Consider the following 24412-nt stretch of genomic DNA (forward strand, 5'->3'; position numbering starts at 1 on the left):
GTAAGTAAACAAAAGGGCGCGTTATGCGCCCTTGGTCTTTTTCGGCTTGGCCGACATTCAGCGGTTCACCACCTTGGCCGGCAGGGCCACCACCAGCAGCGAGCTGAGCAGCAGGCAGCCGGCGAAGGCCCAGAGCGCGCCGCCGCTCTTGCCGGTCAGATCCAGCGCCAGCCCCATCAGCGAATTGCTCACCAGCCCGGCGATGTTGGCCAGCGAACAGGCCAGCGCGAAGCCGGTCGCCGCCGCCGTGCCACGCAGGAAGGTAGCCGGCAGGCTGAAGAACACCGGCACCGCGCCGATGATCGCCGCCTGGGCGATGGAGAACAGCAGCACCGTGGCCAGCGCATTGTGGGTGAAGAAGGTGCTGCCGGCCATCGCCAGCGCACCGACGATAAACGGCACGATGATATGCCAGCGCCGTTCGCGCAGCCGGTCGGAACTGCTGCCTATCAGCAGCATGCCGAGCAGGGCGGCGACGCTGGGGATCGCCGTCAGGTAGCCGATGGTGGTGATATCGGTGACGCCGGCGGTTTTGATGAAGGTCGGCATCCAAAAGCCCATGGCGTAGGCGCTGAGCAGAATGGCGAAGTCAATGCCGCCGAGCATCCACACTTTCAGATTGAAGAAGCCGTCGCGGAAGCTGTGCTTGCCGTGATCGGCCTCGGCGTCGTCGCGCGCCAAATCGTCGGCGATGCGTTGTTTCTCCTCGGGCGTCAGCCACTTGGCCTGCTGGTAGGTATTAGGCAACAGCCAGAAGGTCAGCACGCCCAACAGCACGCTGGGAATGCCCTCCAGCAAAAACAGCCACTGCCAGCCGTGCAGCCCGTGGCGCATGTCGAAATGGCCCATGATCCAGCCGGAGAGCGGCCCGCCGATCACGCTGGACAGCGGCAGGCCGATCATGAACAGCGCGATGATGCGGCCGCGGCGATAGGTCGGGAACCACAGCGTCAGGTAAAAGAGCACGCCGGGCAGAAAACCGGCCTCCGCCACGCCGAGCAGAAAGCGGATGACGTAGAACTGGGTCGACGTGGTGACGAACATGGTGGCGGTGGACAGCAGCCCCCAGGTGATCATGATGCGGGCGATCCACATCTTGGCGCCGACGCGCTGCAGGATCAGGTTGCTCGGCACCTCGAACAGAATATAGCCGACGAAGAACAGCCCGGCGCCCAGGCCGAAGGCCGCTTCGCTCAGCTGCAGCGCGTCGGCCATTTGCAGCTTGGCCAGCCCGACGTTGATGCGATCGAGGTAGGCCGCCAGGTAACACAGGCAAAGAAACGGGATCAGTTTCCAGGTGATTTTGCGGTACAGCAGCAGCGATTCTGCGTTCGCTTTCCCCGCCAGCGGGGTGTCGACAATGGCCATGATGTTGTCTCCAGGTGGTGCGTGTTGGCCTCCGCAGGAGGCGCCTGTTGTGTTTGCGTTGCATGGGCGCCGCCCTGTTTCGGGCGGTCGCGTGAGGCGCTGTCTGCGCCTTCGTTATTGTCGTTGCAGGTGAATCGTTGACTCATAACCGGTTCAGGTAGTCGAGCGCCTCCCGTTTGTGCACCACGTCGCCGTATTTGCTGTCGATGTCGAACAGGTTGGCTTCGTGCGGGCCGGGGTGACGATCGCCGACGCACTCGCGCACCACCATGGCGCGAAAGCCGTGTTGCACCGCGTCCACCGCGCTGGCACGGATACAGCCGCTGGTGGAGCAGCCGATCATCAGCAGCGTGTCGATCCCTTGCGCCACCAGCAGCGGCGCCAGCGCGGTGCCGAAGAAGGCGCTGGCGTATTGCTTGCTCAGCACCACCTCATCGGCCAGCGGCGCCACCGGCGGGCAGAACGCCGCCAGCGGGTTGCCCGCCACCATGTCCTTCATTACCGGCGCTTTCTTGACCCACAGGCCGCCATCGGCAAAATGCCCTGCATGATAGCGGATGTGGGTATGGATCACCGGAATTCCCGTGCGGCGCGCACAGGCCAGCAGTTCGCGGCTTTCCTCGACCGCGCTCACCACGCCCGGCGCGAACAGCGGTGCGCCTTCGGTGGTGTAGGCCTGCATAAAGTCGATCGCCAGCAGCGCCGGGCACCGGCCGAAGCCGAGGCGCTGGCCCCAGACGCCGCGATAGTTGTCGCTGAGGGTGTCGTTCATTCTGCCTCCTCAATAGGCGCCGGACAGCAGGGCGCCGGCGCCGGGGACGATCGGCTCCAGCTCCAGCGCGGTCAGCATCGCGTAAGTGGTGGCGATAGCGGCGGTGATCACCGGTTTGCCGGTTTGGGCCTCCACCGTCGGAACGGCCGGCAGCGAAGGCATCTGCACGCAGGCGGACAGCACGATAGCGTCGACCTCGCGTAAATCCATCTCGGCGACGATCCCCGGCAGCCTGGCCGGATCGTGCCGGCCGACGTCGAGGTTGTCCGGGATCTCCAGCGCGCGCCATACCTTGACCTCAATGCCTTCGTGCTGGATGTAGTCCACCACCAGCTGGGTCAGCGGTTTCATATAGGGCGCCACCAGCGCGATGCGTTTGGCGCCGATCACTTTCAGGCCGTTGACCAGCGCGCCGGCGCTGCTGATAACCGGCGCGGCGGCCTGATTGTCTTTCGTCACCTGCGCCAGCCTGGCCTGCGATTCGCGGTGGTAGCCCAGCCCCATCGCCATGATGGCCACCAGGCAGGCGTAGCCGAGCACGTCGACCCGCGCGTCGGAGAGCTCCAGCGCGCAGCGATCGGACTCGGCGTCCATCGCCGCCAGCTCTTCTTTATTGACGTGTTTCATGCGCATGCGGCTGGAGTGAAAGGTGAAACGCTCCGGGCGTATCAGCTGGCGCGCGCCCAGCATCGCCGGGATCTCGGTTTCCATTGTGGTGTTGGAGCTGGGCACGATCTGGCCGATGCGGTAGTGGTTGCTCATGTCGGTGTTCCTCAGTTAATCCAGAAAATCGCCCAGGGCGCGGAAGAAGCCGTCGAAATCGTCCCACGGGATCATGTGTCCGGCGTTCTCGACCTCGACGATGGCGATCTCCGGCTGCAGCGCGCGGATCTCCGCCCGGTCTTCGGGCTGAATGACGCCGCCTTTGCCCGCGGCGATCAGCAGCGTCGGCAGGGTCAGCAGCGGGTAGTCGCGGTGGCTGTCCACCTGATGAAAATCGTCGTAGGCGCGTTGGATCGCCGGCTCATAGCAGGTGTGCAACCACTCGGCTCGCAGCCGGCGCTGCTCTTCGCTCCAGGTCGGGCAGAAGGCGCGCATCTGCTCGGCGCTCATGCCCGGCAGCGACTGCCGGATCGAGTCGGCGTACCATGGCCATTGGCCGGGATAGGCGCGGCGGCCGGGGCCGGAAACCGGCGGATCGACCAGCACCAGCCGCCGCACGCCGGCGGGCCGCAAAACGGCGGCGCGCAGGGCGAAGCGGGCACCCATCGAATGGCCGAGCAGGGCGTAACTGTCCAGATTCAGCGCGGCGGCGAAGGCGTTGACGTCCTGTGCGCAGGTCTCTGCGTCATAAGCCAGTTCCGGGCCGCTGGACGACAAACCACGGCCGCGTACGTCGAGCACGTAGACGTCGTATTTTTCCCCCAGCCGCTCGGCGACGAAGCCCCAGGTGATCGCCGGGCTGGTGATGCCGGGGATCAGGAGCAGCGCCGGGCCGCGGCCGCCGTAGCGCAGATAGTGTTGGCGAATGCCGTTGGCGTGAACGTGTGCGCCGTAGAGGAAGGTGCTCATGCGGCGTTCTCCGATTTCAGCGCTTGCGCGTACAGGTCATAGCCGTAGACCCAGGCCGGATCTTCCTGGGTGCGCAGGAAGGTGTTGGCGTTGGACACCGCCTGCACCCTGGATGCGCGCTCCTTGCGGTTGGCTTCATACAGCTGGAAGGCGGTACGGTAGTCACCGAGGCCGGTTTCCTGCAGGCAGCGGGTCAGCATGGCGGCGTCTTCGATCGCCATCGCCGCGCCCTGCGCCATGTGCGGTTTCATCGGGTGGCAGGCGTCGCCGAGCAGCACCAGGCGGCCTTCGCTCCACAGCGGCAGCGGTTTGCGGTTCAGCAATGGCCATTTGGTGACCTGCTCGCTGGATTCGATCAGCGCCTGCACGATCGGGTGGTAGCCGGCAAAGGTCTCGAACATCTCTTCGCGGCTGCTGTCGATGAAGCTGCCCTGGAAATCCCAGGCCGGGTGCGGCACGCCGCTGACGTAGTAATACTCGTCGCGCCGCTGGGTGGTGTAATAGACCATCAGATGGCGATCCGCCGACCACCACTTCACGCAGTCTTCGAACGTCAGATTGTATTTTGCCAGCTTCTCGCCGCGGATCAGCGCGCGATGGGCCACCCAGCCGCTGTAGGTCGGCGCTTCCGCCCCCAGCAGATGTTCGCGGATGCGCGAGTTGATGCCGTCGGCGCCGATCACGATGTCGGCGTGGGCCGAGGTGCCGTCGACGAAGTTCAGCACCACCTCGTCACCGCGATCTTCAATCTTGCTCAGGCATTTGCCGAAGTGCAGGGTGCCGGGCTGCAGCGCGGAGAGCTGCAACGCCTGCAAATCACCGCGGTGCACCGTCACATAGGCGGCGCCGTACTCCCGGCGGGCGAAAGCGCCCAGTTCGATGCGCGACAGGTAGTCGCCGCTTTCGGCGTCGCGGCTGAACCAAAAATCGGGATGAGACGCCATCTGCTCCAACCGCTGCTCAATACCGAGACGGCGGAAAATCTTCAGGACGTTCGGCCCCATGTGAATGCCGGCGCCGAGGCGTGAGAACGCCGGGCTCTGTTCATACAGATCGACGGTAAAGCCGGCTTTTTGCAGCAGCCCGGCGGCGGCGGCGCCCCCCCGCCCGGCGCCGACGACGGCGATGCGTGGTTGTTTGCTCATCATGTTTCCCCTGTCTGTTGGCTTTTTTCAGCGTAGGCCCAACGCGTGGCTGGACGATCGATTTATAGTGTATGCACTAGATAACGCAAAGTTGCAAAAGTGTTAAATCAGATCTTGCTCACGCTAATTGACGGCGAATTACTGTTAAACTCATGTTAATCACAGGATTGCAGAGGGATGAAATAGGACTTTCTTATGATGGACATTCGCGGCTTGCTTTCCTTTGCTTTTTTGACTTAGATAAAAACGAGTGTGTTCACTTTAAATTGCTTGAGAAATAACCGCCGCCTTGCGGGCGTCGGACACCCTTGACGAGACAGGAGACAGGCCATGGCGGTCAATGAAACCCAGTTGGTACAGCTGTTCGAGCAGGTGCTTACGCTGTCGAAGGTCGATGCTTCGCAGAGCGTGGCGATTTTGAAAAGCCATTATTCCGATGCGCGCACGGTGCGTGCCGCGACCGACGCGGCGCTGCGGCTGGGCGCCAGGGTGTATGCCGTTGAGCTGCCGGCGTTCAACCATCCGCGGGCGATGGGCAACGACATGACCGCCTATTGCGGCGACACCGCGCTGACCGGCAACCTGGCGGCGCAGCGTGCGCTGGAGGCCGCCGACCTGATCGTCGATACCATGATGCTGCTGCATTCACCGGAGCAGGAGCAGATCCTGAAAACCGGCACCCGCATCCTGCTGGCGGTGGAGCCGCCGGAGGTACTGGCACGCATGTTGCCCAACGCGGAGGACAAGGCGCGGGTGCTGGCCGCCGCCGCCGTGCTGGAGCAGGCGAAGCTGATGCAGGTGACCTCCAGCGCCGGCAGTGATTTCCGCGCGCCGCTCGGGCAATACCCGACGGTGACCGAGTACGGCTATGCCGATGAACCGGGGCGCTGGGATCACTGGCCGAGCGGCTTCCTGTTCACCTGGCCGAATGAGGAGCAGGCGGAAGGGGTGCTGGTGCTGGAGGTCGGCGATATCTTGCTGCCGTTTAAAAGCTACGCGCGCGAACGCATCACGCTGGAGATCGAACAAGGGTTCGTCACCCGCATTCACGGCGGCTTCGAGGCGGAATACCTGCGCGAATACATGAAATACTTTGACGATCCGGAGGTGTACGGCATCTCGCACATCGGCTGGGGCCTGCAGCCGCGCGCCCAGTGGACGGCGATGGGCCTGCACGACAAGAACGACGGCATGTGCATGGACGCGCGCGCGTTCTACGGCAACTTCCTGTTCTCCACCGGGCCGAACACCGAAGTGGGCGGCACGCGCAAAACGCCTTGCCATATGGACATCGCGCTGCGCCGCTGCGACATCCACCTCGACGGGCAAACGGTGGTGGCGGACGGGGAAGTGGTGGCGCCGGAGGCGTCGCGCGTGCGCCGGGCGTAATCGTTGCTGCCAACGGCGGGGGTTTGTACTATTCTCGTGGATTCCATAGATGGTGAGAGTGACGCAATGACGCCCCCCGAATACCCGTCAGCCGTGAGCGGCCAACCCGAAAATTATCATTTTACCGAGCAAGTCGGGCACCTGCTGCGCAAGGTTTATCAGCGCCATGTGGCGATTTTCCAGCAAAACGTCGGCGATTCGCAGCTGACGGCGGTGCAGTTCATCACCCTGTGCGCGGTGCGCGATATGGGGCCGAGCTCGCTGACCGAGCTGGTGCAGGTGACGGCGGTGGATCAGGCCACCATACGCGGCATCGTCGAGCGGCTGAAGGCGCGCGATCTGATCACCGTGACGCCGGATCCGGTCGATCGGCGCAAGGTGGTGGTCGGCCTGACCGACGCCGGCGCCGTGCTGCTGACGGAAACGGTGCCACAGGCGGCGAAAATCACGGAGCTGACGTTCGGCACGCTCAACCCGGCCGAACGGATAGCGCTGATATTCCTGCTGAATAAAATGCTGGAAGATCCGCCCACCGGCTGATTCGCCCGCGCAACGTCGGTTGCCTGGTGGTCGGTGGCGAGAGGCCAGCCCATAAGACCATCATGTGCAGGCGGAGACGCGAACAATGGCGATATCTGAAGTGCAGTCGCCCAGGGAAGGCGCGAACACCACGCTGACGGAGCATCCGCTGATGCTGTCGGTGAACGGCGAACAGCTTCATGCGCAGGTGATGGCGGATACGCCGCTCTTGCTGGTACTGCGCAACGATCTGGCGCTCAACGGCCCGAAATACGGCTGCGGCCTGGGCGAATGCGGTGCCTGTACCGTGTTGATCGACGGCGTGGCGGCGCGCTCCTGCGTGATCCCGGCGCTCGGCGTGTCCGGCCGGGCGATCGTGACCCTGGAAGGCCTTGGCGATCGCCAGCGCCTGCATCCGGTGCAGCGTGCCTTTATCGAAGAGCAGGCGGCGCAATGCGGCTACTGCCTCAATGGCATGATCATGACCACCAAAGCCCTGTTGGATCGCAATCCCGCCCCAAGCGAGGCGGAGATCCGTCAGGCGCTGTCCGGTAACCTGTGCCGCTGCGGCACCCATCTCGAAATCCTGCGTGCGGTTCAGCGCGCCATCATTCTCTGCCGCGATGAGGACGCCCACGCCCATGACTGATTCCCGTCCCTCATCGCCGATCCAGGCCGAATTGTTGCAGCGCGACGGTGTGCTGCTGATCGTCGACAGCGTGCAACCGCCGTCGGGGCCGGTGCCCAAAGGGCAAGTTCCGGTGCTGAAGCCCAAGGAGCAAGGGCTGTTTATCGCCCTGTGCGGCAGCGGCGAAATCTATGCCTTTAACGGCCATGTCGATCTCGGCACCGGCGTGCGCACCGCGCTCGGCCAGATTGTCGCCGAAGAGCTGTACCTGCGCATGGATCAGGTGCAAATGGTGTTGGGCGATACCGAGCGCGCGCCGAATCAGGGCGCGACCATCGCCAGCGCCACGCTGCAGATCTCCGCCGTGCCGCTGCGCAACGCCGCCGCCGAAGCACGCCGTTGGCTGTTGCGCCAGGCGGCGCAGCGCTTCGATGCACCGGTGGAACAGCTGACGCTGGAGGAGGGCGTGATCCGCAGCCCGCAGGGGCAGGCGCTCAGCTACGCCGAGCTGGTGGCCGGCGGTCATGTCGAGCTGTCGATTTCCGGCGACGCGCCGCTGAAACCGCAGGCGGAGTATCGCCTGGTGGGCACCAGCGCCGCGCGCGTCGATATTCCGGCCAAGGCGACCGGCGAAACCACCTATGTACACGATATGCGCCTGCCGAACATGCTGCACGGCCGGGTGGTGCGGCCGCCCTATGCCGGGTACGACAGCGGCGAATTTGTCGGCACCAGCCTGCTGGCGGTGGATGAAACCTCGATCGCGCATATTCCCAGCATCGTCAAACTGGTGGTGATCGGCGATTTCATCGGCATTGTCGCCGAGCGCGAAGAGCAGGCGATCAAGGCGGCGCAGGCGCTGCAGGTCAGTTGGAAAGACTGGCGGCGTAATTTGCCGCAGATGACCGACGTGGCGCAGGCGCTGCGCGACAACCCGCATTCGACCCGGGTGGTGCACGATACCGGCGATGTGGACGCGGCGCTGGCGGCGGCCGACAGGCGTTTCACCCGCAGCTACCTGTGGCCGTATCAGCTGCATGCCTCGATTGGCCCTTCCTGCGCGCTGGCGGACTACCGGCCGGAGCGTCTGCAGGTCTGGTCAGGCAGCCAGAACCCGCACATGCTGCGCGCCGATCTGGCCTGGCTGCTGGAATACCCGGAAGCGCAGATCGAGATCGTTCGCATGGAGGCGGCCGGTTGCTATGGCCGCAATTGCGCCGATGACGTCTGCGCCGACGCGGCGCTGCTGTCGCGCGCGGTGGGCAGGCCGGTGCGGGTGCAGCTGACCCGCGAACAAGAACATGTGTGGGAACCGAAGGGCACGGCACAGCTGATGGAGGTGGACGGCGGGCTGGACGCCGCCGGGCACCCGGTCGCCTACGACTTTCGCACCTATTATCCTTCCAACGGCGCGCCGACGCTGGCGCTGCTGCTGACCGGCCGGGTCGAGCCGCTGCCGGTAGCCTATGAAATGGGCGACCGTACCTCGGTGCCGCCTTATGAGTATCCGGCGCTGCGCGTCAGCATCGAGGACATGGCGCCGATCGTGCGCGCCTCCTGGATGCGCGGCGTTTCCGCTTTGCCGAACACCTTCGCCCACGAATCTTATATCGATGAGCTGGCCCACGCCGCCGGCGTCGATCCGCTGGAATACCGGTTGCGCTATATCCATGACGAACGCGCCAGTGAGCTGATGCGCAGCACCGCAGAGCGCGCCGGCTGGACGCCGCATACCGAACCGATGCAGACCCCGGCGGAAGACGGCGTGCTGCGCGGGCGCGGCTTTGCCTACGCCCGTTACATCCACAGCAAGTTTCCCGGCTTTGGCGCGGCCTGGGCCGCCTGGGTGGCCGACGTGGCGATCGACAAAGCCAGCGGCGAAGTGGCGGTGACGCGCATCGTGGTTGGCCACGACGCGGGCATGATGGTCAACCCGGACGGCGTGCGCCACCAAATTCACGGCAACGTGTTGCAATCGACCAGCCGGGTGTTGAAAGAGCGCGTGACCTTTGAGGAATCGACGGTCTCCGCCAAAGAATGGGGGGCTTACCCGATCCTGACCTTCCCGGAGGTGCCGGAGGTGGACGTGGTGATGATGCCGCGCCCTTACGATCCGCCGCTGGGCGCCGGGGAGTCGGCGTCGGTGCCCAGCGCGGCGGCCATCGCCAACGCGGTGTTCGACGCCACCGGCATTCGTTTTCGCGAGCTGCCGATCACCTCGGATAAGCTGCGAGAGGCGCTGAACGGACCGGACGCCGAGCGGCAGGCCGCACCGCCCAAGAAAAAGAAGCGCGGCAAATGGTGGTTCGGCGGTGCGGCGGGGCTGTTCGGCGCGGTGCTGGGCATCGCGGGCAGCGCCTTGCCGTGGCGGACGGAGATCGCGCCGGTGGCGACGCCCGGCGCCGGCACCTGGTCGGCCGCCACCCTGGAGCGCGGCCGCCAGTTGGCCGCCGCCGGAGACTGCGCGGTTTGCCATACCGCGTCGGAAGGGGCGACCAACGCCGGCGGGCTGGCGATGGCGACGCCGTTCGGCACGCTCTACAGCACCAACATTACCCCGGACGTGGCAACCGGCATCGGCAACTGGTCATTTACCGCGTTCGATCGGGCGATGCGCCAGGGCATCGCCCGCGACGGCCGTCATCTGTATCCGGCATTTCCTTACACCGCATTCAGCAAGATGACCGACGGTGACATGCAGGCGCTGTACGCTTATCTGATGTCGCAACCGGCGGTGCGACAGAGCAATCCGGCCAATCAGATGCGCTTCCCGTTTAACCTGCGGCCGCTGATGGCCGGCTGGAACGCGCTGTTTCTGCGCCAGGGAGAATATCAACCCGATCCGCAACAAAGCGCGCAATGGAACCGCGGCGCTTATCTGGTCAACGGGCTCGGCCACTGCGCCGCCTGCCATTCGCCGCGCAATCTGCTGGGGGCGGAAAAGGGCGGCGCGGCTTTCCTGGCGGGGGGGATGGTGGACGGATGGGAAACACCGGCGCTGAATCAATTGGCCAATGCGGACAAACCCTGGACCGAGGAACAGCTGTTTCAGTACTTCCGCAGCGGGCATTCCGCCGAGCACGGCGTGGCGGCCGGGCCGATGGGGCCGGTGGTCAGTGAACTGGCGACGTTGCCGGAGAGTGATTTGCGGGCGATGGCCAACTATGTGATGTCGCTGAGCACCAAGGCGACGCTGAATGTGGAACCGCAGGTGCAGTTGGCGGCCCGCGCATTGCCGGCGGCGGGGCAACTGGCCGGCGAGCGGCTGTTTCAGGGCGCTTGCCAGGCCTGCCACAGCGCCGCCGCCGGGGGGCCGCAGCTGTTCGGCGTCAGCCCGGATCTGGCCAATAACACCAATATCTTCAGCGATCGCCCCGATAACCTGATCAAGGTGATCCTGCAAGGGATCCCCCAACCGGCCACCGCTGAATTGGGGTTTATGCCGGGCTTTAAGGACAGTTTTTCCGATCGGCAGGTGACGGCGCTGGTGAATTATCTGCGCCAACGCTATGCCGGCGACAAACCGGCCTGGCGCGACGTGGAGGCGCAGGTGGCGCGGCTGCGCGCGGAGCCGGGGAATCATTAACATTGTAAATTGTTACATTGGGTTATTGACTGGCGACGTTCATTCGGGGATTAATGTGAGCCTGATTTTTACCTTACCTATAAAAAACAGGATGTTAACATGGCATTAACCACGCACAAAATGGAAAGCGGCCTGGCCGTAACAGTTCGTTTACCTGATAACCCGGCCAAGGTTCCGGCGATTATTCTGTGTCACGGCTTCTGCGGCATTCAGGAGCTGTTGCTGCCGGCCTTTGCCGAGGCCTTCGTCAACGCCGGTTTTGCGGCGGTGACGTTTGACTATCGCGGCTTCGGCGCCAGCGAGGGTGAACGCGGGCGGCTGGTACCGGCGCTGCAGATTGAGGATATCCTGGCGGTGAGCCGGTGGGTGCAAACGCAGCCGCAGATCGACAGCGAGCGCATCGGCCTGTGGGGCACGTCGTTTGGCGGCTGCCACGTGTTCGGCGCTGCCGCGGCCGATCCGGCCATCAAGTGCGTCGTTAGCCAGTTGGCTTTCGCCGACGGGGAAACCATCGTGACGGGGAAAATGGCCGCCGACGAAAAACAGGCGTTCATCGCCACGCTGGACAAAATGGCGGAGAAGAAGCAGGCCACCGGCAAAGAGATGTTTGTCGCCGTCACCCGGGTGTTGAGCGATGACGAGTCGAAGGCGTTCTTCGAGGAGAACAAGGCGCGTTACCCGGCGATGGACATCAAGATCCCGTTCCTGACCGTGCGCGAAACGCTGCGCTATCAGCCGCGTGACAATGCGGCGCGAGTCACATGCCCGGCGCTGGTGGTGGTGGCGGGCGGCGATACCGTCAATCCGCCGGAGCAGGGCATCGCGCTGTATGAGGCAGTAGGCAGCGCGAAGAAGGCGCTGCATGTCGAGCAGAATGCGAAGCACTATGACATGTACGCCGGCCCGCATTTCGCCGGCATCATCGGGCGTCAGATCGCCTGGTTCAACGATCACCTGTAAGACCGTCTCCCCCCTGGCGCAGGAATGCCACCAGCCGCTGCGCCGGCAGCGGCAGCTGCGCCCGTTCACGTACCACAATCGACAGGTTCCGGGTCGCCCAGTCGTCCGTGAGCGGCAGAGCGCCATGCCGGATCTCCGGATGGCGTTGGGCGCTCTCTTCCGGCACCACCGCCAGCCCGGCGCCGCGCAGCACCATGCGGCAGATGGCGTCGAAATTAGCGGCGCGCGCCCGTAGCCGCATCGGGCCGCCGCTGCGTATCGCCAGCTGCTCCAGATGCTGTTGCAGCGCGCTCTGTTCCGGCAGGCCGATGAAATCAAAAGGCAGGGCATCCGCAAAGCTGAGTGGGCGGCGGCCGCTGAGCGCATGCCCCGGCGGCAGCGCCAGCACCAGACGATCCTGCCGGAAGGGGTAGCTTGCCAGCCCGCGCAGATCGGCGTGATCCGCCACGATGCCGATATCCGCCGCCCGTTCGGCGATCGCCTGCGCGATGGCCGGGCTGGGCAGCTCCTCCAGTGCGATGTCAGTGTGCGGGTGCAGCACCAGAAAATCCGCCAACAGCTCCGGCAAAAAGGCGTCGGCGGCGACGGTATTGGCGACGATGCGCAGCTGGCTGCGCTGGCCCGGCGCAAACTCGGCCATGTCACCGCGCAGCAGGTCGCGCTGCTGCAGCAGCACGCGCGCGTGTTGCAACAGGCGCTCACCGGCGGGCGTCGCCTGGACGCCGCGTGGATTGCGCGTCAGCAGCGCCACGCCGGCCTGTTGCTCCAGCCCGCGCATGCGTGCGCTGGCGGCGGCCAGCGACAGCGCGACGCGCTCGGCGCCGGCGGTGATGCTGCCGGTCTCAAGCACCGCCGCCAACAGTCGCAGATCGATAAAGTCAAAATGCATGCGTTCTTCCTCTGTTTTTGCCGCAGGCAGGCTCTGCCATTGCCGCATTGTGCCGCGCCGTGCCGCCGGCCACAATCGGGCCGTTGATTGCCATAAGGATAGACGTATGCCGCTGACGTTACTCGAGATTATCGCCCTGACGGGCATTTTTACGCTGGCCGGCACGGTCAAGGGAGCGATCGGCCTGGGCTTGCCGACGGTGTCGATGGGGCTGCTCAGCCTGATGATGCCGCCGGGACAGGCCGCCGCGCTGCTGCTGTTGCCTTCGCTGGTCACCAATCTGTGGCAGTTGCTGTGCGGGCCGCGACTGGGGCCGCTGTGCCGCCGGCTCTGGCCGATGATGCTGTGCGTCACGCTGGGCACGTTGCTGAGCGCCGGCGCGCTCACCGCTACCGACGGCCGCCTGGCGCCGCTGGCGCTGGGCGTTTGCCTGATCGGCTATGCGCTGTTGGGATTCACCCGTTTCGATTGGCGCGTTTCCGCCACGGCGGAGCCTTGGCTGGGGCCGCTGTGCGGCCTGGTGACCGGTGCGCTGACCGGCGCCACCGGCGTATTCGTCATACCGGCGGTGCCCTATCTGAACGCATTGGGCCTGGCGCGTGACGATCTGGTGCAGGCGCTGGGGCTGTCGTTCACCGTCTCGACGCTGGCGCTGGCCGCCGGATTAGCCTGGCATCAAGCGCTGCCCGGCGCGCTGCTCGGTGGTTCGCTGTTGGCGCTGTTGCCGGCGTTGGCCGGCATGTGGCTGGGCGGTATCGTACGTCGTCACAGCAGTCCGCTGATTTTTCGTCGCCTTTTCTTTATTGGGTTATTAATCTTGGGCGTTGAGATTGTTTGGCGTTCAATTAATTAAATCGATAGCACTTATGTGTAATTAGGTCAGGTATATTATTCTGTATTTTATTCTAATATGATTATTTCCAGCATTGAGAATACACTTTCAGTCATTCTTGTCAAAAAACAGCCCTTGTGGCAGCGGTTACGGAGCCAGTGGTTTCTGGGGGAATGGCAGCTCTACAGGAAATGGGTATGGCGGCAATGGCACTGGACCGAGAGAGGCCAGAGAATCCGGAACCAAACGCTAATTAACCGCTGCAATCCTAGCGCAGAAGTAAAATTCTGTGCTTTTATGGGGGATATGATGAGTAAATATGTTGTTTTTATAAAGAGTGATGAATCAAGGGTGCTGAGAAAGGAAGTGGTTACACGAGAAATAATTAAAGATATGAAGCAAAAGGGGTTCAGAAAGCATCATGTTGAAGTAGACGCTGAGAACGAGAATGATGCCATTAACAAACTAAATAAGAACAGCAATGACTATTTGGACTCATTGAGAAACTTTTCCGGTGATTTATTGCTCTGTTCTATTTTTATCATTACTATGGTCATGGTTTATTTATTCAGATGAGCCATAATCCAGTTTTGAATCATTCAATTTTTTATACTATACGATTGCCCGCTAACCCCCCAATAAGGCTCAGGCCTGCGGTCCACCTCAAATGGTCTCCTGCATGCCGGAGAGGATGCCTTTGCCGATTTTGCTCTCCCGTTCTTTATACCCGCCGTGGGCGATGACCCTGCCTTTGCCGTGCGTGAGGTCGCAGCGCTTGCACGCTTTCAACACCCGTTGTTTCACTCGATAGCGGCGTCGCCCTGGCCGTAGAGGCGGCAAAAAAGTGGTGCAGGCAATGAACGGTGCTGGGGCCAGGCTATTTTTTCTGCCCGCTCCGGTTTTCAATTTACGGCGCGGCGTATTGCGCGATATTCTGGTTTTCTGATGGGCTAACGGCGGATGAGGGAACCATGACAGACAGCCAGGCGTTTGAACAACAAAGCCTCGACAATCTGCTGAGCTATTGGCGGCGCCATCGCCGCCTGCCGGGCGCGCGCTATCCGGCCGGGCCGACCGACAGCCTGTGCGACGTGCCGGGCGTCAGCGTCGGGCATCACACCCTGACCGATGGCGAATGCCAGACCGGCGTCACCGCTATCGTGCCGCCGGGCGATCTGTTCAACCAGCCGCTGCCGTGCGGCAGCGCGGTGCTCAACGGCTTCGCCAAGCCGCTGGGATTGGTGCAATTGAATGAGCTGGGGGAGTTGCAGACGCCTATTCTGCTGAGCAACACCTTCGCCGTCGGCACGCTGTTCAACGCCATGGTGCGGCGCAGCTGCCTGCGCTACCCGCAGATCGGCCGCGGCAGCGCCACCATCAATCCGCTGGTGCTGGAGTGTAACGACGGCTACCTCAACGATATTCAGGCGATGGCGGTGCGCGAGGAGCACGTCTTCAGCGCGCTGGATAACCATTCCACCCGCTTTGCGCGCGGCAGCGTCGGCGCCGGGCGCGGCATGAGTAGCTTCGGCCTGAAGGGCGGCATCGGCACCGCCTCGCGCTATTGCCCGGGATTAGGCACCATGCTCGGCGTGCTGGTGCTGGCCAACTTCGGCACCCTCGACTCGCTGACGCTGAGCGGCGTGCGCGTTGGCCCGGCGCTGGGTAAGCTGTTGGCGGATCCGCCGCCGCAGGTGGACGCCGGCTCGGTCATTATCATCATCGCCTGCGATCGGGCGCTGGACAGTCGCCAGCTGAACCGCATCGCCCGCCGAGCGGGTGCGGGCCTGGGGCGGGTGGGTAGCCATTGGGGGCACGGCTCCGGCGATATCGCGCTGGCGTTTTCCACCCGGTTGCTGGGGGCCACGCTGCCGGACGAACGGCTGGAGCCGCTGTTTGCAGCGGCGGCGGACGCCACCGAATACGCGGTGCTGGATGCGTTGCTGAGCGCCGAGGGCGTCAGCGGTTTCCAGCAGCATGCGCGCGCAGCGCTGGGCCCGCTGCTCGATCGGCTGGCGGCGGCAACGTAAATAACGGGAGTGTGATGTGAAAGTCTTTATCTCTGCGGATATCGAAGGCATTGCCGGCGTGATGCGGCCGGAGCAGTGCAACCCGGCCCACGCCGACTATGCGGCGGCGCGCGAGCTGATGGAGCAGGAGGTTAACGCCGCCATCGATGGCGCTTTCGCTGGCGGGGCCACCGAGGTGACGGTGGCCGACAGCCACGCCATGATGCAGAACCTGCGCGCCGATCGCATCGATGGGCGCGCGCGGCTGGTGCAAGGCAAGCCGCGCGGGCTGTCGATGGTGGAAGGGCTGCAGCATCAACGCTACGACGGCCTGATGTTTATCGGCTACCACAGCGCCGCCGGCGAACATGGCGTGCTGGCGCACACCATCAACGGCCGGGCCTTTTACCGCGTCAGCCTGAACGGCGAAGCGGTGGGCGAAAGCGATCTGTATGCAGCGGCGGCGGCCGAATTGAACGTGCCGCTGTGGCTGGTGAGCGGTGACGACGAGCTGCAACGCTGGATTGCTGAACGTTATCCGCAGTCTGGCTATGTTTGCGTGAAGCGCGCTATCTCGCAAACCGCCGCCGAATCGCTCAGCCCGCAGCGGGCGCGCGCCGAGATCCGCGAGCGGGTGATGCAGCAGGTGCGCCAGGGCGCGAAACTGCCGGTGGAACGCCGCTTCATGCCGCCTTACCGGCTGACGCTGATGGCGGCCAAACCGGTGCTGGCGGATCTGTTCAGCCTGGTGCCCGGCGTGGAGCGCCAGGACGCACTCACCGTGGCCTTCGACAGCGACAACATGGCGGCGCAAATCCGCCTGCTCAGCGTTTTCTCCTATCTGGCGACGACGCAGAGCTGACCCCGGTGCGGGTTCCCGCCCGCACCGCACGATTCTCCAATAGAAAATCCCTCTTCAACATTAAGCCTACTGAATAATAGGCTACGCTAATTATTGCTCTGTTGCGCTATATCACCCGACGGGCGCGACAAGCCATTCCCATAACAAGATTTGTTTCGCCGAAGGCAGTGACGCCTTCGGCTTTTTTGGAGTCATGAGCAATGAGCATATCCCAAGTTCCGCTTTCGCGGCGGCGGTTTATCGTCGGCGCCGGGGCGTTGGTGATCGGCGCCTATCTGCCGTCCACCGGCGCGCTGGCGCGTTCGGCTGCCCCGGCCACCTCCGGCGCGGCGGCGTTTGACGCCAACGCCTTCGTTCAGATTGGCGCCGACGGCGTCGTCACCGTGATCAGTAAACACACCGAGGTAGGCCAGGGAGTCTATACCGGCATGGCGACGCTGGTCGCCGAAGAGCTCGATGCCGACTGGGCGCAGGTACGGGTCGTCGCCGCGCCGGTGGACACCAATATCTACAAAAACCTGACCTTCGGATTCCAGGGCACCGGCGGTTCCAGCTCGGTGGCCAATGCCTATGAGCAAATGCGGCGCATGGGCGCCATGGCGCGCGCGCTGCTGGTACAGGCCGCCGCGCAGAGTTGGAAAACCTCGGCGCAGGAAATTACCGTGCAGGCGGGCAAGATCCGCCATGCCGCCAGCGGGCGCGAAGCGGGCTTCGGCGAATTTGCCGCGCTGGCCGCCACGCTGCCGCCGCCCGATCCCGCCAGCCTGACGTTGAAGGATCCGGCCAATTTCACCCTGATCGGCAAAACGCGCGGCCTGCACCGCGTCGATTCATTGGCGAAAACCAACGGCAGCGCGCAGTTCTCGCAGGATATCCACGAGCCGGGCATGTTGACCGTCACCATCAAGAAGCCGCCGCGCTTCGGCGGCAAGGTGGCGACCTTCGACGCCGAGCGGGCGCTGGCAGTACCGGGCGTGGTGGCGGTGAAGCAGGTCGCCACCGGCGTGGCGGTTTACGCCAAAAACACCTGGGCGGCGATCCAGGGGCGGGAACGGTTGAAGGTGACGTGGGACGACGCGCAGGCCGAACGGCGCAACACCGAGGAGATCTACGCCGAATTCCGCCAGGTGGCGCAGAAAACCGGCGTGGTGGCGAAGAGTCTCGGTAAGCCGGACGAGGTGTTCGACAAGGCCGACAAGGTGATCGAGGCCGAATACACCTTCCCGTACGTCGCGCACGCGCCGATGGAGCCGCTGGACGGCTATTTGTTCTGGGACGGCGAGAGCGTCAAGGCGCGCTACGGCTGCCAAATCCAAACGCTCGATCACAAGCAGCTGTGCGATCTGTTCGAGTTGCCGCCGGACAAGGTGCAGATTGAAACCATTCTGGCGGGCGGCAGCTTCGGCCGGCGCATCGATTTAGGCAACCCGACGCTGGGGCCGGATCTGGCGGCCGACATGGCGGCGGCGGCCAAGGGCATCGGCCCTGGTCACGGCGTGAAGGTGGTATGGACACGCGAGGACGACATCCGCAACGGCTGGTATCGCCCGATGATCCTGCACCGCCTGCGCGGCGCCATTCGCGGCGGCAAGGTGGTGGGCTGGACCGATACCGTGGTCGGCCACTCCTGGACGCGCCACAGCGCGATGGATGCGCTGGTGGTCAACGGCCTCGATCAGATGATGGTCGAGGGCGCCAGCGAGGTGTCATACACCTTCGAAGCCTTCCGCTGCGATGCGCACATCGTGCCCGGCAAGGTGCCGACCACCTCGCTGCGGTCGGTCGCCAGTACCCACACCGGCCACGCGGTGGAGAGCTTTATCGATCAGCTGTTGCAGGAAACCGACCAGGATCCGGTCGAAGGGCGGCTGGCGCTGATGGGCGATGCGCCGCGCGCGGCGGGCGTGCTGCGCGCGGTAGCGAAAGCCGCTGACTGGCAGGGCGCGAAAGTGGTGGACGGGCGCGCGCGCGGCGTGGGCGTCGCCAAGGCGTTCGATACCTATGTGGCGCAGGTGGCCGAGGTGTCGATCGGCGAAGGCGGCATCCCGAAAGTGCACAAGGTGTGGTGCGCGGTGGACTGCGGCGTGGCGGTGAACCCCGACGTGATCCGCGCGCAGATCGAGGGTGGTATCGGCTACGGCCTGAGCCTGGCGCTGTACGGCAATATCACGCTGAAAGACGGCGTGGTCGAACAGTCCAACTTCAATAACTTCCGCCCGCTGCGCATCGATGAGATGCCGGAGATCGAGGTGATCATCGTGCCCTCGAGCGAGAAACCGACCGGCGTGGGCGAGCTGGGGGTGCCGACCATCGCCCCGGCGGTCGGCAACGCGCTGGCGCTGCTCGGGCGGCCGCGCACCTCGCTGAGCCTGCCGCTGCATAATCCCACTGCGAACCCGGCGTCTGACAAGGAGAGAACCTGATGATTCAATTAACCGTAAACGAGCAGCCGCTGACCTTCGAGGGCGATCCGCACATGCCGCTGCTGTGGTTCTTGCGTGACGAAGCCGGCCTGACCGGCACCAAGTTCGGCTGCGGCATCGCCATGTGCGGCGCCTGTACCGTGCATCTGGACGGTGTGCCGGTGCGATCGTGCATGACGCCGGTTTCGGCCGCCGTCGGCAAAAAAATCACCACCATCGAAGCCGTGGGCGCCACGCCGGAAGGCAAGGCGGTGCAGGAAGCCTGGCTTGATCTGGACGTGGTGCAGTGTGGCTACTGCCAGTCCGGCCAGATCATGAGCGCCAGCGCGCTGCTGGTGCAAAGCAAGAACCCGAGCGATGCGGACATCGACGCGGCGATGGGCGGCAACGTCTGCCGCTGCGCCACCTATGTGCGCATTCGCGCCGCCATCCACCAGGCCGCCAAGGCGTTGGGTTAGGGAGAGATGCGATGAGCAACGCCTTGAAAGGGCTGTTATGGCTGATTATCGCCGTGGTGGTGTTGGCGGGAGGATACGCGCTGTACACGCTGCTACGGCCCACCGGCGCGGAGCCTGCGGCGCCGATCGCCGGGGCGCCGGCCGGCATCACCGATAAACTGGCGCGCGGCGAGTACCTGGCGCGCGCTGCCGACTGCGTGGCGTGCCACACCGCGCCGGGCGGCACGCCGTATGCGGGCGGCTTCGCCTTCAAGCTGCCGTTCGGCACCATTTACGGCACCAACATCACCGCCGACAAGGAGACCGGCATCGGCAACTGGAGCGACGATCAGTTCGTGCGCGCGGTGCGTGAGGGCATCGGCCCGCAGGGCAACCTGTATCCGGCGATGCCGTACACCTCGTACACCGAACTGAACCGCGACGACGTGCTGGCGATCAAGGATTATCTGTTCAGCCTGCCGCCGGTGAAACAGACCAACCCGCAAAACGACCTGTCGTTCCCGTTCAACCAGCGCTGGGGCATGAAATTCTGGAACCTGGCGTTCTTCCATGAGCAGCGCTTTGCGCCGGACCTCAACAAGGATGAACAGTGGAACCGCGGCGCCTATCTGGCGACGGCGCTGGGCCACTGCGGCGAGTGCCATACGCCGCGCAATCTGGGGTTCGGCCTCAACCAGAGCAAGCACCTGAGCGGTGAAGTGGTGCAGGGCTGGTTCGCCGCCAACATCACGCCGGATAAGCAGACCGGCATCGGCGGCTGGAGCGACCAGCAGCTGTCGCAATATCTGGCCACCGGCCATGCGCCGGGGCGCAGCAGCGCCGCCGGCCCGATGGCGGAAGCGGTGGAAAACAGCCTGCAGTTCCTGACGCCGGAAGACAATCTGGCGCTGGTGAAATACCTGCGCGATATCGAACCGATCGCCGGCGACGGCGCGGCGGCGGTGAACCTGCAGCCGAAGGGCGCAGGGGCTTCCACGCCGATCCTGCCGGGCGAGCAAGACAGTTCGCTCGGGCGGCGGGTGTTCGCCAACGATTGCAGCGGCTGCCACCAGTGGAACGGGCCGGGCCGCCAGAGCGAGTACGCGTCGCTGGTGGGCAGTACGGCGGTGAACGATCCGCAGGGGCGCAGCGTGGTGCAGGCCATCCTGAAGGGGACGAGCATCAGCATCGGCGATCGGCATGAAATGATGCCGGCGTTCGGCAGCGCCTATTCCGACGAGGAAGTGGCGGCGGTCGCCAACTTCGTGGTCGGCCACTTCGGCGATAAGCAGGGCAACGTCACCGCCAAACAGGTGGCGGAGCAACGCAAGCAGTAAAGCGAAAAGGCGCGCGGGCCGGCTTAGCCTGCGCGCTTCTCGACCAGAAAGTCCAGCAGCGCCCTGACCTTGGAAGACATGTACTCACGGGAGGGGATATACAGGTAGAAGCCGGGAAACGGCTGCGACCAGGGCTGCAGGATCCGCACCAGTTCACCGCGTTCCACCAGCGCCTTCACGGCGAAATCAAAGTGCTGAATAATGCCGACATGTTGCAACGCGGCGCGGATCATGCCGTCGTCGTCGTTGGTGATCATGCTGCCTTGCGGCTCGACGGAAAAGGTATGGCGCGCGTGCCGCTCGATAGTGGAAAACTCCCATTGATAAATGGCGCCGCTGGTTGCGTGGCGAAAAGCGATGCAGTTGTGGTTGACCAGATCCGCCGGCGTGGCGGGCGTGCCGTTACGGCTGAGGTACTGCGGCGTGGCCACCGCCACCAGTTCCACCTGCGGGGTGATGGGGATCGCCACCATATGCTCGGCGAGGCTTTCACCCAGCCGCACGCCGGCGTCGTAGCCTTCGGAAATGATGCTGGCCATGCCGTCGTCCATCACCAGTTCAAGCTTCAATCTGGGATAGCGCGCCAGAAATTCGCCGACATGCGGTTCGATAAAGTGCTTGGCGGCCGTGCGCGAGGCGTTTATCCGCAGCAGCCCCGCCGGCTCGTGGCGGCTCTCTTCCAGCGTGCCGACGGCGTGTTCGATCGCGCTGAGGGCGGGGGCCAGGGCCTCGAGCAGGCGTTGTCCTTCCTCCGTGAGCGACATATCGCGGGTAGTGCGGTGGAGCAACTTGACGTTCAGCTGTTTTTCCAGCGCCTTCAGGTTTTGCGACAGCGCGGCGCGGGAAACGCCCATTTGGGCCGCCGCTTTGGTAAAGCTGCGGTGCTGCGCGATATGCGCGAACCACGCCAGTGAGGGAAGCAGGGAAGGATCCATCGATATGCTCCGCATTGTAAACCACAGCTTAACACTGTAGTCCATTCCCTGTGCTTCTCAAAGAACAATACGGTGTCTAAAGTAAGCGTTATCCCAGCGGAAGCGATGCCGAGCGCGTTTCCCGAGCCAGCAACCCTGTGAGGAACTCATGATGAAAACGGTCAAAATCAAGCGTCAGTATTGGGACATCGCGGCGGATATCCATTTCCCGCCGGATTTCGACGAGCGGAAAAAGTACCCGGCGATCATCAGCGCCCACCCGATCGGCAGCTGCAAAGAGCAGACCTCGGGCAACGTCTATGGCGCGGCGCTGGCGAAAGCCGGCTTTGTGGTCATCGCGTTCGACGCCAGCTTCCAGGGCGAGAGCGGCGGCGAACCGCGCTTTATTGAAGATCCCGCTCAGCGCGTGGAAGATTTTCGCGTCGTGACCGATTATCTGGTGACGCTGGATTACGTTGATGATCAGCGTATCGGCGTGCTCGGCATCTGCGGCGGCGGCGGTTACGCCATCAACGCTTCGATGACGGAGCGGCGCATCAAAGCGGTGGCGACCATCACCGGCGCCAACTATGGCCGGGTAATGCGCGAAGGCGTGTTGGCCAATGGCGATCCTGTGGCTTTTCTGGAGGATATTGCCCGGCAGCGCACCGCAGAGGCGCGCGGCGCGGCGTTGCGCGTGGACGTAGGCCTGTACCCAAGCGTTGAGGCGGCGCAAAAAGACGGCGCCGATATCGATCTGCGCGAGGCGACGGAATACTACCGGACGGCGCGCGGCGAGAAGCCGAACGGCGTAAACAAGACGCTGTATTCCCATAACGCAGTGGCCGTGGGGTGGGATGCGTTCCACCTGGCGGAAGTGCTGCTGACCCAGCCGCTGTTGGTGATTGTCGGCAGCAAACCCGGCCTGTTCGGCGCGTTGCGCGACGGCTATGAGATCGTGCGCCGCGCCAAATCGCAGCACAAAGAGCTGGTGGTGGTGGAAGGCTGGTCGCATTACGATCTCTACGACAAACCGGAGCCGGTAGCCCAGGCGCTGGAGAAGCTGGTGCCGTTCTTTAACGCCACGCTGTAAGCGCAGGCCGGAGGGCGAGGGAGTCTCTCCCTCGCCGTGGCGTCAGCGGCTGCGCCGTGACATGACTCGCTTGTCTTTCGGCCGATCCTGCCAGTCCTCAACCTGATTGTTGAAGTTATCCGCCAGCAGGTAGGCCGGGGTTTTCGCCAGCCAGTCGGACAATGAAATATCCTGATAAATGCCGTTGTCCATCACGATCAGCACCTTCAAATCTTCATCGCCGATGTTCTCGATGTAATGGCCGAAGCCCTGCGGCACGTAGCCGACGTCTGAAGGGGCGTACTCTTCCGTCTGCGCGTGGCCGTGCGAACTGAACACCGTCATGCGGCCTTTGCCGGCAATATAGTATTGCCATTCGTTGGCATTGGGGTGCCAGTGCAATTCCCGGATCGCGCCGGGTTTCACGATCTCGATGATGCCGGTCATGGTGGTGGAAATGGGAAATTCTTTCGATGACACCAAATGCACGCTCCCGGCGTCATTTTCAAAGAACGGCTTTTGCTTCATTAATTCATAATGGTGGGTCAACGGAGCGTTATTTAATCCGCCGTCGTTTTTCGGTAATGGCAAGGTGGGCGGGACGGCGCCGCCGACAATATAGGCCTCACCCTGTTTGGCCTTGGAAAATACCGCCGCCGGCATGTCGACGCTTTTTTCCAATACCTCTTTCGGCATATGCGCCACCCAATCGGTGATGCTGAAGGTGCCGAATTCGGAGAAGTGCCCGTTATCGAATGCCAGAATGAAATGCGCGCCGTCCGCCAGCGCCTGAATGGAATGGCCGTAGCCTTTCGGGAAATACCACACGTCGCCGGGGCCGAAATCCGCCACTTCGCATTTGCCCTCGGGATCGAGGATGGTGATGCGCGCATGGCCTTCCAGCATAAATGCCCATTCGGCGGCGATGGCGTGCCAGTGCAGTTCGCGCACGCCGCCCGGCTCCAGCGTCATGTCGACGCCCGCCACGCCTTCGGAGATCGGAAATTGCTCGACGGTAGCCTCGCGCGCCCAGCCGCTGGGCAGGCTGCGTTTTTTGCTGTCGGTGAATTTGTATTTGTAGAGATGCTGCGCATCGGCAGGCGGCTGGTAGCTGCTGGGAGGCACGATATTGCGGTGGTCGTCGGCAGCGGCATTTTTAGCGATGCCGCCGATCATGCCGGCGGCGGCCGCGCTGACGGCGGAGACTTTCAATATATCACGACGCGATAGCATAGCATTTTCTCCAATATAAAACCGTGCGCCTGCAGTGGCAGGCGACAGGGAAGGTGTAATTACCCTTGAGAGGTATTTTTGTCATCGGCGGGAATAGGCTGTGACCCTTAAATCCTAGCGGCTGGAATTTATTGGGTAGGCGCTTATTTGTTTGCGTTTGTTACTAAGTGAGAGCGGGTTTGATTATTCATTGTTAATCTATATAGTCATGGCGATGAATTAATCTTTCTCTGCGATTAAATAAATGAAGCGTCAATGAAACACATTATTTTTGGGCGTTTTTCTCCGATTGCGCTATAGGCGGGCGCAAAAAGTGTGCAGTGGCGACATTGCAGTGCATTTACGCTAAATCGTGACGCCTTTCACAACACTGACGCGTGGCTATTGCCGAGTATTCGTAAGTATGGCGATACTTTTAGCGCGGTCGAAAAGATCGCACACCCATTTTTATTGCGGCGTGTTACT

General features: G+C 63.4%; 22 protein-coding genes. 13 read left to right on the forward strand and 9 right to left on the reverse strand.

Going from position 1 to position 24412, the window contains the following annotated elements:
• Nucleotides 1-57: 57 nt before the first annotated feature.
• The 5 genes from QDT79_RS15590 to QDT79_RS15610 all read right to left on the reverse strand — a co-directional run bounded on the left by QDT79_RS15590 (nt 58) and on the right by QDT79_RS15610 (nt 4860).
• The gene (locus tag QDT79_RS15590) at nt 58-1368 is read right to left on the reverse strand and encodes an MFS transporter (protein ID WP_308316697.1); all 1311 of its coding nucleotides are present in this window, start codon (nt 1366-1368) and stop codon (nt 58-60) included.
• Nucleotides 1369-1510: 142 nt separating this feature from the next.
• Nucleotides 1511-2140 carry an N-carbamoylsarcosine amidohydrolase gene (locus tag QDT79_RS15595; RefSeq protein WP_308316698.1) on the reverse strand — a complete coding sequence of 210 codons (630 nt, stop codon included), beginning with the start codon at nt 2138-2140 and terminating at the stop codon, nt 1511-1513.
• Nucleotides 2141-2149: 9 nt separating this feature from the next.
• Nucleotides 2150-2902, reverse strand: a complete 753-nt coding sequence (locus QDT79_RS15600; protein ID WP_016927838.1) for a maleate cis-trans isomerase family protein — start codon at nt 2900-2902, stop codon at nt 2150-2152.
• A 15-nt stretch (nt 2903-2917) separates the two neighbouring features.
• The gene (locus QDT79_RS15605) at nt 2918-3712 is read right to left on the reverse strand and encodes an alpha/beta hydrolase (protein ID WP_063989782.1); all 795 of its coding nucleotides are present in this window, start codon (nt 3710-3712) and stop codon (nt 2918-2920) included.
• Nucleotides 3709-4860, reverse strand: coding sequence for an FAD-dependent monooxygenase (locus QDT79_RS15610; RefSeq protein WP_308316700.1), 1152 nt, complete (start codon nt 4858-4860; stop codon nt 3709-3711). Before QDT79_RS15610 ends, QDT79_RS15605 begins: the two co-directional genes overlap by 4 nt.
• A 327-nt stretch (nt 4861-5187) precedes the next feature.
• On the opposite strand from QDT79_RS15610, the gene QDT79_RS15615 reads away from it, so the two are divergent.
• The 5 genes from QDT79_RS15615 (at nt 5188) to uilS (ending at nt 11939) form a co-directional block, all read left to right on the forward strand.
• Nucleotides 5188-6246 (forward strand): 2,5-dihydroxypyridine 5,6-dioxygenase NicX family protein, encoded by a 1059-nt coding sequence (locus QDT79_RS15615; protein ID WP_197763748.1) that lies wholly within the window; start codon nt 5188-5190, stop codon nt 6244-6246.
• A 66-nt stretch (nt 6247-6312) separates the two neighbouring features.
• Entirely contained in the window at nt 6313-6786 is a 474-nt protein-coding gene (locus tag QDT79_RS15620; protein WP_308316701.1) for a MarR family winged helix-turn-helix transcriptional regulator, read from the forward strand.
• An 85-nt stretch (nt 6787-6871) separates the two neighbouring features.
• Nucleotides 6872-7414: a (2Fe-2S)-binding protein gene (locus QDT79_RS15625; protein WP_060419070.1), complete on the forward strand. Its 543-nt coding sequence runs from the start codon at nt 6872-6874 to the stop codon at nt 7412-7414.
• Nucleotides 7407-10979 (forward strand): molybdopterin cofactor-binding domain-containing protein, encoded by a 3573-nt coding sequence (locus QDT79_RS15630; protein WP_308316702.1) that lies wholly within the window; start codon nt 7407-7409, stop codon nt 10977-10979. The genes QDT79_RS15625 and QDT79_RS15630 overlap by 8 nt, the downstream gene beginning before the upstream one ends.
• A gap of 99 nt (nt 10980-11078) precedes the next feature.
• Nucleotides 11079-11939, forward strand: a complete 861-nt coding sequence (gene uilS, locus QDT79_RS15635; RefSeq protein ID WP_308316703.1) for a UilS family quorum-quenching N-acyl-homoserine lactonase — start codon at nt 11079-11081, stop codon at nt 11937-11939.
• Here the strand turns inward: uilS and QDT79_RS15640 are convergent.
• Nucleotides 11923-12828, reverse strand: coding sequence for a LysR family transcriptional regulator (locus QDT79_RS15640; protein WP_308316704.1), 906 nt, complete (start codon nt 12826-12828; stop codon nt 11923-11925). The genes uilS and QDT79_RS15640 overlap by 17 nt on opposite strands.
• Nucleotides 12829-12934: 106 nt before the next feature.
• Here QDT79_RS15640 and QDT79_RS15645 point away from each other — a divergent pair, with 106 nt between their 5' ends.
• Both QDT79_RS15645 and QDT79_RS15650 read left to right on the forward strand, forming a co-directional pair.
• Nucleotides 12935-13681 (forward strand): sulfite exporter TauE/SafE family protein, encoded by a 747-nt coding sequence (locus QDT79_RS15645; RefSeq protein ID WP_107226825.1) that lies wholly within the window; start codon nt 12935-12937, stop codon nt 13679-13681.
• A gap of 288 nt (nt 13682-13969) precedes the next feature.
• Nucleotides 13970-14236 carry a hypothetical protein gene (locus tag QDT79_RS15650; protein WP_107226994.1) on the forward strand — a complete coding sequence of 89 codons (267 nt, stop codon included), beginning with the start codon at nt 13970-13972 and terminating at the stop codon, nt 14234-14236.
• 87 nt (nt 14237-14323) lie between these two features.
• On the opposite strand, the gene QDT79_RS15655 is transcribed toward QDT79_RS15650, so the two are convergent.
• Complete coding sequence (locus tag QDT79_RS15655) at nt 14324-14452, reverse strand: hypothetical protein (protein WP_308316705.1); 129 nt, start codon at nt 14450-14452, stop codon at nt 14324-14326.
• A gap of 179 nt (nt 14453-14631) precedes the next feature.
• Here QDT79_RS15655 and QDT79_RS15660 point away from each other — a divergent pair, with 179 nt between their 5' ends.
• The 5 genes from QDT79_RS15660 (at nt 14632) to QDT79_RS15680 (ending at nt 20728) form a co-directional block, all read left to right on the forward strand.
• Entirely contained in the window at nt 14632-15690 is a 1059-nt protein-coding gene (locus QDT79_RS15660) for a P1 family peptidase (protein ID WP_107226824.1), read from the forward strand.
• Between the two features lie 16 nt (nt 15691-15706).
• Nucleotides 15707-16531 (forward strand): M55 family metallopeptidase, encoded by an 825-nt coding sequence (locus QDT79_RS15665; RefSeq protein WP_063989792.1) that lies wholly within the window; start codon nt 15707-15709, stop codon nt 16529-16531.
• Nucleotides 16532-16731: 200 nt separating this feature from the next.
• Complete coding sequence (locus QDT79_RS15670) at nt 16732-18954, forward strand: xanthine dehydrogenase family protein molybdopterin-binding subunit (RefSeq protein ID WP_063989793.1); 2223 nt, start codon at nt 16732-16734, stop codon at nt 18952-18954.
• Entirely contained in the window at nt 18954-19412 is a 459-nt protein-coding gene (locus QDT79_RS15675) for a (2Fe-2S)-binding protein (RefSeq protein ID WP_107226821.1), read from the forward strand. The genes QDT79_RS15670 and QDT79_RS15675 overlap by 1 nt, the downstream gene beginning before the upstream one ends.
• A gap of 11 nt (nt 19413-19423) precedes the next feature.
• Nucleotides 19424-20728 (forward strand): c-type cytochrome, encoded by a 1305-nt coding sequence (locus QDT79_RS15680; protein WP_308316706.1) that lies wholly within the window; start codon nt 19424-19426, stop codon nt 20726-20728.
• A gap of 23 nt (nt 20729-20751) precedes the next feature.
• On the opposite strand, the gene QDT79_RS15685 is transcribed toward QDT79_RS15680, so the two are convergent.
• A complete protein-coding gene (locus QDT79_RS15685) occupies nt 20752-21663 on the reverse strand; it encodes a LysR family transcriptional regulator (RefSeq protein WP_308316707.1) in 912 nt (303 codons plus the stop codon).
• Between the two features lie 151 nt (nt 21664-21814).
• On the opposite strand from QDT79_RS15685, the gene QDT79_RS15690 reads away from it, so the two are divergent.
• A complete protein-coding gene (locus tag QDT79_RS15690; RefSeq protein ID WP_107226819.1) occupies nt 21815-22735 on the forward strand; it encodes an alpha/beta hydrolase in 921 nt (306 codons plus the stop codon).
• Nucleotides 22736-22777: 42 nt separating this feature from the next.
• Here the strand turns inward: QDT79_RS15690 and QDT79_RS15695 are convergent, their stop codons facing one another.
• Nucleotides 22778-23947 (reverse strand): cupin domain-containing protein, encoded by a 1170-nt coding sequence (locus QDT79_RS15695; protein ID WP_308316708.1) that lies wholly within the window; start codon nt 23945-23947, stop codon nt 22778-22780.
• Between the last annotated feature and the right edge of the window lie 465 nt (nt 23948-24412).

It is taken from the genome of Serratia marcescens, assembly GCF_029846115.1.
GTDB lineage: Bacteria > Pseudomonadota > Gammaproteobacteria > Enterobacterales > Enterobacteriaceae > Serratia > Serratia marcescens_L.